The 13,486-nt window shown below is 73.5% G+C and carries 1 protein-coding gene; it reads right to left on the bottom strand.

What is annotated here, in order from left to right; genetic code table 11:
• Positions 1–68: 68 nt before the first annotated feature.
• On the bottom strand, positions 69–13,328 hold the full coding sequence (locus AB0E78_RS40945; RefSeq protein ID WP_361844526.1) for an SDR family NAD(P)-dependent oxidoreductase: 13,260 nt from the start codon (positions 13,326–13,328) through the stop codon (positions 69–71).
• Between the last annotated feature and the right edge of the window lie 158 nt (positions 13,329–13,486).

Here is a 13,486-nt window from a genome sequence, read left to right as displayed (position 1 = left end):
GGTGCGGGGTACGGAACGGCCCCGGAAGCGCGGGGCTTCCGGGGCCGTTGAGAGCCGTCGGCGGCTGCTCAGATCCCGAGATCCTTGTCGAAGTACTGGAAGATCTCGTCGTCCGACGAGGACAGCAGCGTGTCCTCGATGCCCTCGGCGCCGGACGCGTCCGCGCCGCCGGTCTGCGCCGTCAGGACCGCGCGCAGCCGGTTGCGCACCTGGTCGAGTTCCGCCGGCTCGGGGGCCAGCTCCGCAAGGAGCGACTCGAGGCCGTCGATCTGCTTGAACAGCCGGTCGGCCGCGGTCTCGGGCTCGGGCAGGATCTGCTCGCCCAGATGCCGGGCGAGCACGCTCGGGTTCGGATAGTCGAACACGAGCGTGGTCGGCAGCTTCAGGCCGGTGATCCCGCTCAGCCGGTTGCGCAGTTCGACCGAGATCAGCGAGTCGAAGCCGAGCTCCGAGAACGCCGTGTCCGGCTCCAGCACGCTTGCCGACGCGTAGCCGAGTACGCCCGCCACCTCGCCGCACACCATGTCCACCAGGGCCTGGCGCTGGTCGTCGGGTTCGAGCACGAGCAGCCGCTGGAGCAGCGCGGGCCCGAAGCCGGCCGAGCCCGTGCCCGCCGTGCGCCGCCCGGCGGGCACCAGGACCCTAAACAGCGGCGGCACCGGCGCACCGGACGCACCCGCCCCGAGGTCGAGGCGCATCGGGAGCAGCAGGGCGTCCCCGGTGCGGCCCGCCCGGTCGAACAGGGCCATGCCCTCTGCGGTCTCCAGGGCGAGCACACCTCCGCGTGCCATCCGGGAACGGTCGGTGTCGCTCAGCTCCGCGGTCATGCCGCTCGCCTGCGCCCAGGCGCCCCAGGCAAGGGACCGGCCCGGCAGTCCGGCCGACCGCCGCCGCTGGGCCAGCGCGTCCAGGAAGGCGTTCGCCGCCGCGTAGTTGCCCTGGCCCGGTGAACCGACCACGCCCGCGGCGGAGGAGAACATCACGAACTCCGCGAGGTCCATGTCCTGGGTGAGCTCGTGCAGGTTCCACGCCGCGTCGACCTTCGGCCGCAGCACCGTGTCCACCCGCTCCGGGGTCAGCGACGCCAGCACGCCGTCGTCGATCACACCGGCGACGTGGACGACGGCCCTGAGCGGGTGGTCGGCGTCGATCCCGGCGAGCAGCTCCGCGAGGGACTCGCGGTCCGCCGCGTCGCACGCCACGATCTGCACGTCCGCGCCCAGCTCGACCAGTTCGGCGAGCAGCCGGTCCGCGCCGGGGGCGTCGGGACCGCGCCGGCTTGCCAGCACCAGACGGCGCGCGCCGCGCTCCAGATACAGGTGCTTGGCCAGCTCACCGCCGAGCGTGCCGGTGCCACCGGTGATCAGTACGGTGCCGCCCGCGGGCAGCGGCTGCGACTGCGCGGCCTCGTCCGGCTCACGGCCCGCGGAGGCCGCAAGCACGCGCGGCACCAGCAGGTCACCCCCGCGGACCGCCACCTGCGGCTCACCGTCAAGCAGGACGGCGGTGACCGCGTCCAGCGGCGGGTTGTGCCCGTCCAGGTCGAGCAGCCCGATCCGCCCGGGGTTCTCCGACTGCGCCGAGCGCATCAGCCCCCACAGCGCGGCCCCGGCCAGATCGGCGACGCCGACCGGGGGCTCCGTCTCGACGGCCCGCATCGTGACGAGCACCAGCTGCGACGGCTCGAACCGCTCGTCGCCGAGCCACTCCTGGGCCAGCGCGAGCGCACGGCTCGTGCTGGTACGGACGGCCGTGGGCACGTCGCCCGCCACCGGCGGGCACGGTGCGAACACCAGGTCAGGGACGGGGGCGCCGCTGTCGACCGCCGCCCGCAGGGCGGCCAGGTCCGGGTAGGACTCGGCGTCGGCCACCGCGTCGCCGAGGAAGACGTACGACGTGTCGTGCGCCGATCCGGACGGCTCCGGCGCGGGCGTCCAGTCCACTCGGAACAGCGACTCCGTACGCGGCTTCGTGCGGCGGTCGGCGATCTGCTCCTGGCTGACCGGCCGGAGGATCAACTCGTCGATGTGCGCGACGGGCCGGCCCTCGGGGTCGGCGATGTCCACCGAGACGGTGCCGTCCGCGCCGGTCGGGGTCAGCCGCAGCCGCAGTGCCGAGGCACCGACGGCATGCAGGGTCACCCCGTTCCAGGCGAAGGGCAGTACCGCCTGATCGCCCATGGCCTTGGTCAGGCCCACCGAGTGCAGACCCGCGTCGAGCAGCGCCGGGTGCAGCCCGAACGCCTCGGCGTCCGCCCGCTGTTCGTCGGGCAGCGCGACCTCGGCCAGCACGTCGTCGCCGTCACGCCAGACGGCCCGCAGCCCGCGGAAGACCGGGCCGTAGTCGAACCCGGCCTCGGCCGAGTGCTCGTAGAACCCCTCGATGTCCACGGCCTGCGCACCGGCGGGCGGCCATGCCGCCATGTCGGGTGCCGTGTGCCGCTCGGGGGAGTCGGCGGCCAGCGTCGCCTGCGCGTGCTGCAGCCATGCCCCGTCGTCGGTGCGCGAGTGCACGGCCAGGGAGCGCCTGCCGTCCTCGTCGGGGGCGCCCACGGTGAGCCGCAGGTCGGCCCCGCCGCTCTCGGGCAGGATCAGCGGCGCCTGGAGCGTGAGTTCCTCGACGAACGAGCAGCCCGTCACGTCACCCGCACGGATGGCGAGTTCGACGAAGGCGGTGCCCGGGAAGAGCACCGACCCCATGACCGCGTGGTCGGCGAGCCAGGGATGCGTACGCAGTGACAGGCGCCCGGTCAGCAATATCCCGCCGGAGTCCGGCAGTTCGACCGTAGCACCGAGCAGAGGGTGCTCGGCCGCCGTGAGCCCGACCGAGGCGATGTCACCGCTGCCCGCGCCGGGCGCCGCCAGCCAGTAGCGCTCGCGCTGGAAGGCGTACGCGGGAAGGGCGGCAGGAGGACGGCCGGAGGTCCCGCCGAACACCGCGTCCCAGTCGACCCGCACGCCATCGGCGTGCAGGAAACCGACGGCCTGGACGAGCGTCGCCGCCTCGGGACGGTCCTTGCGCACGGCGGCGACCGCCGTGATGGCCTCGTCCGGGAGGGAGTTGGTGGTCATGGTGGCGGCGGTGCCGTCGGGGCCGAGGTCGAGGTAGCGGGTGGTGCCTTGGTTGTGGAGGGTGGTGATGCCGTGGTGGAAGCGGACGGTTTCGCGGACGTGGCGGGTCCAGTAGTGGGGGGTTTGGATGTCGTGGGTGGCGGGTTGGCCGGTGAGGTTGGAGATGATGTTGATTTTGGGTGGGTGGAAGGTGAGTTTTTCGAGGGTGGTGTGGAATTGGTGGAGCATGCCGTCCATGTGGGGTGAGTGGAAGGCGTGGGAGACGTTGAGCCATTTGGTTTTGCGGCCCTGGTCTTCGAAGTGGGTGGTGAGGGTTTCGACGGCGTGGTCGTCGCCGCTGATGACGAGGCTGGTGGGGCTGTTGATGGCGGCGATGGAGAGTTGGTTGGGGAAGTTTTTGAGGTGGGGGGTGATTTCTTCTTCGGTGGCTTGGATGGCGGCCATGGGGCCGCCGGGGGGTTGGTTTTGCATGAGGCGGGCGCGGGTGGTGACGAGGGTGGCGGCGTCTTGGAGGGTGAGGATGCCGGCGATGTGGGCGGCGGTGATTTCGCCGATGGAGTGGCCGATGAGGTGGTCGGGGGTGATGCCCCAGGATTCGATGAGGCGGTAGAGGGCGGTTTGGAAGGCGAAGAGGCCGGGTTGGGTGTAGGCGGTTTGGTGGAGGGTGTCGCTGGTGAAGACGGTGTCGCGTAGGGGTTGGTCGAGGTGGGGGTCGAGGTGGGTGCAGGCTTCGTCGAAGGCGTGGGCGAAGGTGGGGTAGTGGTGGTAGAGGTCGGTGCCCATGCCGGTGCGTTGGGAGCCTTGGCCGGAGAAGATGAAGGCGAGGGTGCCTTTGTGGGTTTGGCCGGTGGTGATGTTGGGGGCGGTGTGGTGGTTGGCGAGGGTGCGGAGTGCGGTGTGGAGTTGGTGGGTGGTGGTGCCGGTGAGGGTGGCGCGGTGGTCGAAGTGGGTGCGGGTGGTGGCCAGGGCGTGGCCCAGGGTGTGGGGGTCGGTGTCGGGGTGGTTGTCGAGGTGGTCGGCCAGGCGTGCGGCTTGGGCGTGCAGGGCGTTGGCGGTTTTCCCGGAGAGCACCCACGGCACCACAGGGAGTTCGGCCCTTTCCCGGTCCTGCACCGGTTCGAACGCCGGCGCCTGCTCCAGGACGACATGGGCGTTGGTGCCGCTGATACCGAACGACGACACGGCGGCCCGCCGGGCGCGCCCGGGGTCCGTCCACTCCCGGCTCTCGGTCAGCAGGGAGACGGAACCCGCCGACCAGTTCACCTCGGTCGTCGGCTCGTCCACGTGGAGGGTCCGCGGCAGCACCCCGTGGCGCATCGCCTGGACCATCTTGATGACGCCCGCGACACCCGCCGCGGCCTGCGAGTGGCCGATGTTGGACTTGATGGAACCCAGGTAGAGCGGCCGGTCCTCGGGCCGGTCCTGCCCGTACGTCGCGATCAGGGCCTGCGCCTCGATCGGATCGCCGAGCTTCGTGCCCGTGCCGTGCGCCTCCACCGCGTCCACCTCGGACGGCCGGAGTCCGGCATTGGCAAGGGCCTGGCGGATCACGCGCTGCTGTGAGGGGCCGTTGGGGGCGGTCAGGCCGTTGGACGCGCCGTCCTGGTTGACCGCCGAACCGCGCAGCACGGCAAGCACCTCGTGGCCGTTGCGCCGGGCGTCGGAGAGCCGCTCCACGAGCAGCATCCCCACCCCCTCGGCGAATCCGGTGCCGTCCGCCGCATCGGCGAACGCCTTGCAGCGGGCGTCCGGCGACAGGCCGCGCTGCCGGGAGAACCCGACGAAGGTGGCGGGGGAGGCCATCACCGTCACGCCGCCGGCCAGCGCGAGCGTGCACTCACCGGCCCGCAGCGCCTGCGCCGCGAGGTGCAGGGCGACCAGCGACGACGAGCACGCCGTGTCCACCGTGACCGCCGGGCCCTCAAGACCGAGCGAGTAGGACACCCGGCCCGAGACGACACTGCTGGTGTTGCCCGTCATCAGATGGCCCTGGACCTCGTCCGGAGCCTTCGCGACACCGGACACGTAGTCCTGGCTGATGTTGCCGACGAACACACCGGTCCGGCTGCCCCGCAGCGAGCCCGGCGCGATCCCCGCATGCTCGAGGACCTCCCACGAGGTCTCCAGGAGGAGCCGCTGCTGCGGGTCCATCGCCAGCGCCTCACGCGGCGAGATCCCGAAGAACCCGGCGTCGAACTCGGCCGCCTCGTAAAGGAATCCGCCCTCGCGGGTGTACGACGTGCCGTGGTGGTCCGGGTCCGGGTCGTAGAGCCCGTCGAGGTCCCAGCCACGGTCGGCGGGCAGTCCGCCGATCGCGTCCGTCCCCGCCGTGACCAGGTCCCACAGGCCGTCCGGGTCGGTGATGCCGCCCGGGTAGCGGCACGCCATGCCGACGATGACGATCGGGTCGTCGTCGTCCGCCGCGCGCACCTGCACCGGAGCCGTCGCGTCCCGGGCACCCGTCACCTCGGCGTACAGGTGCGCGGCGAGCACGGTCGGCGTCGGATGGTCGAAGACCAGGCTGGACGGCAGGGCGAGGCCCGTCGCCGAGCCGAGCCGGTTGCGCAGTTCCACCGCGGTCAACGAGTCGAACCCGACCTCCTTGAAGGCCCGGTCCTCCTCGATCGTCGCCGCGGACGCCGCGCCGAGGACAGCCACCGCGTGCGAACGCACCAGTTCGACCAGGACCTCCAGCGCCTGGGGCTCGGGCAGTGCGACCAGCCGGTCGCGCAGACCCGCGTCCACCGTGCCCGCCCCCGCGACCGCCGCGGTACGCCGCACGGAGGTGCCGACGACGCCGCGCAGCAGCGGCGGCAGGGCCCCCGCCGCGGCGTGTTCCCGCAGCCGCCGGGTCTCCCAGTGCGCGGGCAGCAACACGCCCTCGGGCCGGGTCAGCGCGGCGTCGAACAACGCCATGCCGTCCGCCGACGACAGCGGCACCACACCGGCCCGCGCCATCCGCGCCAGGTCCGTCGCCGCGAGCTCGGCGGTGAGCCCACTGGTCTGTGCCCAGAAGCCCCACGCCAGCGAGTGCGCGGGCAGCCCCTGGTCACGGCGGCGCTGGGCGAGGGCGTCCAGGAAGGCGTTCGCCGCCGCGTAGTTGCCCTGCCCGGCCGCGCCGAGCAGTCCTGCCATGGACGAGAAGAGCACGAACGCCGACAGGCCGAGGCCCGCGGTCAGTTCGTGCAGATGCCAGGCGCCGTCGGCCTTGGGCCGCAGCACCGTGTCGAGGCGCTCCGGAGTCAGGGACTCCACGACGGTGTCGTCCAGTACGCCCGCCAGGTGCACCACCCCGGTCAGCGGGTGGGCCCCGTCGATGCCGGCCAGCAGGCCCGCCACGGCTTCGCGGTCCGCCGTGTCACAGGCCACGATCCTCGTGTCCGCGCCGAGCCCGGCAAGCTCCTCCTGCAGGGCGGCGGCGTTGGGGGCGTCGGGCCCGCGGCGGCCGGTCAGCACGAGGTGGCGCACCCCGTGGGCGGTGACGAGGTGCCGCGCCACCAGGGCGCCGAGCGTGCCCGTGCCGCCCGTGACCAGCACGGTGCCTTCCGGGTCGAGCGGCCTGGCGCCGCCGGTGCCGTCCTCGTCGGCGTGCACCGCGGCCAGCCGCGGAGCCAGCAACCTGCCATTACGCAGGGCCAGTTGAGGTTCGATATCGAACGGGGCCGACGCCCACGGAGTGCGGCCGTCCGACGCGGTGTCGAGGTCCAGCAGACCGAACCGGTCCGGGTGCTCCGACTGCGCCGAACGCACAAGACCCCACACCGAAGCGGTGGCCGGATCGGGGGCGCCCCCGCCCGCGTCCACCGCGCCACGGGTGACGAACACCAGGCGCGCGGAGGCGAACGCGGGCCGGGCGAGCCAGGAACGCACCGCCGACAGGACGGCGTCGCCCAGCCGTCGCGCCTCCCGCGTCGGATCGGCCTGCGGGTCGGAGGCCAGCGGCAGGAACACCGTGCCCACGCCGTCCCGCGCCGCCGCGTCGAGATCCGCGAACGCCTCGCCGCCCGGACCGGCGGCAGCGAACTCGGCCTCCCACGGGGCGAGTCCCGCGCACACCACCGGCCAGTGCCCCGCGGTCGCGCCCACCGCCACCGGAGTCCAGTCGACCCGGTGCAGCGAGCCGTTGCGCCGCTTCGCGGCCTGCGCGAGCTCGGCGGCGGTGACCTCGCGCGAGGTCACCGCGTCGAACGAGGCGACCGGACGGCCCGTGGTGTCGGCGAGCTCCACGGCCAGGGCGCCCGCGTCCGCCGGGACCATCCGCACCCGCAGGGCCGTGGCCCCGCGGGCGTACAGCTCCACTCCCCGCACAGCCTCCTGCAGCCGCGGCAGTCCGTCCGGGCCGGTCAGCCACGTGGCGTGCAGCGCGGCGTCAAGGAGGGCCGGATGCAGGGTGAACCGGTCGGTGTCCGTGTGCTGTTCGGGGGCCGGCGCGACCTCGGCGAACACCTCGTCCCCGCGTCGCCACACGGCCCGTACGCCCCGGAACGCGGCACCGTGCTCCAGGACCGAAGGCGACGACCGCTCATAGAGTCCGTCGACGTCCACCGGAGTCGCGTCCACCGGCGGCCACGTGCCCAGCTCGAAGGCCGGGGCACCCGACGAGACGCCGAGCGTCGCCGACGCGTGGTGCGTCCAGCCGTCCTCCGGCGCCGCGTCCTCGGCCCGGGAGAACACCTCGACCGTACGGGTCCCGGACGCCGTGTCCGCGCCGACGACCACCTGCAGCCGGACGCCGTCGCGCCCGCCCGGCAGGTCGGCCCCGGGGAGCACCAGCGGCTCCCGCAGCGCGAGTTCCCCGATCCTGCCGAGGCCGACCTGGTCCCCGGCGCGCGCCACCAGCTCCACGAACGCGGCCCCCGGCAGGACGGCGCTCCCGTGCAACCGGTGCTCGTCCAGCCACGGCTGGGTCCGCGTCGAGAGCCGGCCGGTGAGCACCAGCGCCCCCGAGTCCGGCGAAGGCACCTCGGCGGCCAGCAGCGGATGGTCGAGGACACCCTGCCCGACGGACCCCGCGTCGCCCGCGAGCACCTTCGGCTGCAGCCAGTAGCGCTGCCGCTGGAAGGCGTACGTGGGCAGTTCGGCACGCTCGGCGGCACCGAACAGCGGCGTCCAGTCCACCTCGGCGCCGTGTGCGTGTGCTTCGGCCAGCGACAGGACGTACCGGTCGAGGCCGCCTTCGCCGCGGCGCAGCGAACCCACCACGACCGCCGCCGACTCCGTCTCCTGCACGATGTCCTGGGCGCCCATCATGAGCACCGGGTGCGGGGAGACCTCCAGGAACAGCGCGTGACCGTCGGCCAGCAGCGCCCGGGTGGCCTCCTCGAACCGCACGGTGCGGCGCAGGTTGCGGCTCCAGTACTCGGCGTCCAGCTCGTGCCCGGCCACCGGCGCACCGGTCACCGTCGAGTAGAACGCGACCCGCGTGTCCTGCGGGCGCAGATCCGCCAGCTGCGCGGTGAGCTCCGGCAGGAGCGGATCCATGTGCTTGCTGTGCGAGGCGCACGACGACTTGAGGTGGCCGCACGAGATGTCCTCGTCGTCCAGCTCCATCAACAGCTCCATGACCGCGTCCGCGTCCCCGGACACCGCCACCGAGTGCGAGGTGTTCACCGCGGCGATCGCCAGACGGTCGCCGTACGGCGCGATGCGCTCCTCCACGCGCGCCAACGGCAGCTCCACGAAGGCCATCTCACCGCCGCCCCCGTCACGGTGGAGCGCACGGCTGCGCAGCGCGATGATCCGCGCGCCTTCCTCCAGCGTGAGCGCACCCGCGACGACGGCCGCGGACACCTCGCCCTGGCTGTGCCCGATCACCGCGTCCGGCTCCACGCCCAGCTCGCGCCAGGCCGCAGCCAGCGACACGTACATCGTGAACAGGGCGGGCTGCGCGATGTCGATGCGCTCCAGCGGGTACTGCGCCGCGGGCAGTTCACCGCGCAGCAGCTCCGTCACGGACCAGCCGATCACCGGGGCGAACGCCTCGTCGCACGCGGCGACGGCACGGGCGAACGCCGGACTCTGCTCCAGCATCGTGCGGCCCATGCCGTGCCACTGGGAGCCCTGGCCGGGGAAGACGAACACGGTGAGGCCCGCGATACCCGCGGTGCCCGTCAGCACCTGCGCGGCGGGCTCGCCCGCCGCCAGCGAGGCAAGGCCCGCGCGCAGCTCCTGGCGGTCGCCGCCGACCACGACCGCGCGGTGCTCGAAGACCGTGCGGTTGGTGCCGAGGGACCGGCCCACCCCGGCCGCGGTCAGCTCCTCGTGAGCGTCCACATGGGCCAGCAGGCGGTCGGCCTGCGCCGCGAGAGCAGCGGCCGAACGGGCCGAGAGGACCCAGGGCAGGGCCGGCACCGCGGCCCCCTCCGCCGGCTCGGCGGCGACGGCTTCGGAGGGCGCTTCCTCCAGTACGACATGGGCGTTGGTGCCGCTGACGCCGAACGAGGAGACACCGGCGCGCCGCACCCTGTCCTGCGACTCCCAGGGCAGGGCCTCGGCCAGCACCCGGACGGAGCCGGACGACCACGCGACGTGCGAGGTCGGCTCGTCCACGTGCAGCGTGCGCGGCAGTACGCCGTACCGCATCGCCTGGACCGTCTTGATGATGCCCGCGACGCCCGCGGCCGTCTGGGTGTGGCCGATGTTGGACTTCACGGAACCCAGGTGGAGCGGCCGGTCGTCGGGCCGGTCCTGCCCGTACGTCGCGATCAGTGCCTGCGCCTCGATGGGGTCGCCGAGCCTGGTGCCGGTGCCGTGCGCCTCGATGAGGTCGACGTCGGACGGCCGGAGACCGGCGTTGGCCAGAGCCTGGCGGATGACGCGCTGCTGGGAGGGCCCGTTGGGGGCGGTCAGGCCGTTCGACGCGCCGTCGGAGTTGACGGCGGTGCCACGGACCACGGCCAGCACCCGGTGACCGGCACGCCGTGCGTCGGAGAGCCGCTCGACGGCCAGCATGCCCACGCCCTCGGAGAAGCCCGTGCCGTCCGCCGCATCGGCGAACGGCTTGCAGCGGGCGTCCGGGGACAGGCCGTCCTGCTTGCTGAACTCCTCGAACACCGCCGGGTTCGCCATCACCGTGACACCACCGGCCAGCGCGAGGGAGCATTCGCCCGAACGCAGCGCCTGCACCGCGAGGTGCAGCGTCACCAGCGACGACGAGCATGCCGTGTCCACGGTGACCGCGGGCCCCTCGAAGCCGAACACGTACGACAGACGGCCCGACATCACACTGCTGGAGACACCCGTCATCATGTGCCCCTCGACCCCGGCGCGCGCGATGTCCGCGTCCAGGCCGTAGCCGGACGAGGCACCGCCGACGAACACGCCGACGGATTCGCCGCGCAGCGACGCCGGGTCGATGCCGGCCCGCTCCAGGGTCTCCCACGACGTCTCCAGGAGCAGCCGCTGCTGCGGGTCCATCGCCAGCGCCTCGCGCGGCGAGATCCCGAAGAACACGGGGTCGAAGTCCCCCGCCTCGTACACGAACCCGCCCTTGCGGGCGTACCCGGCCGACTCGTCCTGCGGCCAGCCGCGGTCCGTGGGGAACGCGGAGATCCCGTCCCTGCCCTCGGCGATCAGGTCCCAGAGGCTCTCGGGGTCGGTGACGCCCCCGGGGTACCGGCACGCCATGCCGACGATCACGATCGGGTCGTCGGCCGTGCCGGTGTTGGCCACCACGGCCCGCACCTCGCGCGTGAGGTCGAGGAGCTGCTCCGCGAGATGTCCGGCCAGCACCTCGGGCGTCGGATAGTCGAAGACGAGCGTCGCCGGGAGGGTCAGGCCGGTGGCGGCGCTCAGCCGGTTGCGCAGGTCCACCGACGTCAGCGAGTCGAAGCCGAGGACCTTGAACACGGCCGTCGCCGCCACCGCGCTCGGCCCCGCGTGCCCGAGGACGGCGGCGACCTGCGTCCGCACCAGGTCGAGCAGCACCTGACGGGCGTCGTCGTCGGCCAGCCGGGCCAGCCGCTCGCGCAGCCCCGAGTCACCGCCCGCGGCGGAAGCCGCGGCAGCGCGCCGGGGCGCCACACCCTGCAGGGTGCGCAGCACCGGCGGCACGGCACCGGCGGCGGCACGCTCGCGAAGCCTGCGGAAGTCCCACTGGACGGGGACGAGTGCTGCCCCGGTCGCCGAGAGCGCCGCGTCGAACAGGGCGAGTCCGTCCGCGGGAGCGAGCGGCACGATGCCGGTCCTGGCGATCCGGACGAGGTCGTTCTCCCCGATCCGCCCCAGCATCGCGTCGCGCTGGTCCCACGGCCCCCAGGCCAGGGAGTGACCCGGCAGGCCCTGCGCCCGCCGGAACTGGGCGAGGGTGTCCAGGAACACGTTCGCGGCGGCGTAGTTGGCCTGCCCCGCCGCACCGAGGGTGCCGGCCAGCGAGGAGAACACGACGAACGCCGCGAGGTCCAGATCCTTCGTCAGCTCGTGCAGATGCCAGCCGGCATCCATCTTGGGCCGCAGTACGTCCGCGAGCTGCTCCGGCGTCATGGCCTCCAGGACACAGTCGTCGATCACCCCCGCCGAGTGCACCACCGCGGTCAACGGGTGTGCCGGGTCGATGCCCCCGATCAGCGCGGCAAGGCGCGCACGGTCGGCGACGTCACAGGCCTCGATGCGTACGTCCGCACCGAGCGCGGTCAGCTCCTCCTGCAGCTCCGGCGCACCGGGCGCCAGCAGGCCCCGGCGGCTCGTCAGGACGAGACGGGTGATGCCGTGCGTCTCGACCAGGTGCCGGGCCACGACGGCACCGAGACCGCCGGTCGCCCCGGTCACCAGCACGGTCCCCTCGGGGTCGAGCGCACGCGGCGTCCCGTCCTCGGAGGCGTTGCGTGCGGGCCGCAGTCCGGGGGCGAGCCACGCGCCGTCACGCAGCGCGAGCTGGGGCTCCGAGGCGATGGGCGCCCCCGTGAGCAGGGCGGCCCACCCGGCGGTGTCCTCCAGGTCGACCAGGCCGAAACGGCCGGGGTGCTCGGCCTGGGCGGAACGCACCATGCCCCACACCGCGGAGCCCGCCAGGTCCGAAGGGCCCGTCCCCGCGGTGACCGATCCGCGCGTCACCGCGACCAGGCGGGACCCGGCGAACCGGTCGTCCCCGGCCCAGGCCTGCAGCAGGTCGAGCGCGACCACCGCGGCCCAGTGGCCCGCCGCAGGACCGAACGCCTCGCCCCTGGCGATGTGTTCGGCATCCGCACGCGCCTCGGGCACGAACGACGCGAACACCGTCAGTGGTGCCGAACCCACCTCGTCCGTACGGGCCGCGAGAGCGGCCATGTCCTCGAACGGCTCCGCGGCCCACCCGGCGGCACCGAGCGCCGACGCGAGGGCGCCGGCCCCGCGGCCCACCACCGCGCACGGCGCGGCGGTACCGGCATCGGCGGCGGTCACGGGCGACCACACGATCTCGTACAGCCCGCCCGCACCGGCGGCGGGGGAGCCGCCGAGCTGCCCGGAGTCGACCTGACGCGACACCAGCGACTCCACCGTGGCCACGGGGTCACCGGTTCCGTCGGCGAGCTCGACGCGGACCGTCCCGGATTCCAGGCCGGAGATACGGGCGCGCAGCGCGGTGGCGCCCACGGCGTGCAGGGAGACGCCCGACCAGGAGAAGGGCATCCACGTCTTGCCCGGCTCGGCCGTCAGCGCGCCGAAGCCCGCGGCTTGCATCGCCGCGTCCAGGAGAGCGGGGTGGAGACCGAAGCGGGCCGCCTCACCGTGCTGGTCGGCGGGCAGTTCGACCTCGGCGTATACGTCGGATTCGGTGCGCCAGACGGCGGACAGCCCCTGGAAGGCGGGCCCGTAGTCGACACCGGCCGCGGCAGCGCCCTCGTAGAAGCCTTCCAGCGACACGGACTCCGCGTCCTGCGGCGGCCACTGGGACAGGGTGAAGGCCGGTTCGGGCAGCTCACGGCCGAGCACTCCCGTGGCGTGCAGCGACCAACTGTCGGCGGGTCCGGCTTCCTCCCAGCGGGAGTAGATCTTCACGGCACGCCGGCCGCCGTCCGGGTCGGGCTCGCCCACGACGACCTGGAGCTGGACGCCACCCCGGTCGGGGAACCGCAGGGGGGCCTGCAGGGTGAGTTCTTCCAGGTGCCCGCATCCCACGTGGTCCCCGGCCTGGACCGCCAGCTCCACGAAGGCGGTGCCCGGCAGTAGGATCGCGCCCATCACCTTGTGCTCGCCGAGCCACCGCCTGCTCTTGTACGACAGCCGACCGGTGAGCAACGTGCCGCCGGACTCCGGCAGTTCGACCTCCGCCCTGAGCAACGGGTGGTCCGCGGGGGCGAGACCGGCGGCGGTGACGTCTCCGGAGCCGTCGGCGATCTCGGTCCAGAAGTGTTCGTGTTGGAAGGGGTAGGTGGGGAGGGTTTGGTGGTGGGGGGTGGTGTGGGTTGGGGGGAGGGTGTGGGTCCAGTTGATGGGGT

The sequence above is a fragment of the Streptomyces sp. NPDC032198 genome (genome assembly GCF_040636975.1).
Taxonomy (GTDB): Bacteria; Actinomycetota; Actinomycetes; order Streptomycetales; family Streptomycetaceae; genus Streptomyces.
Note: the sequence above shows the minus strand (reverse complement) of the source record. Positions and strands in the feature narration are given on the sequence as shown.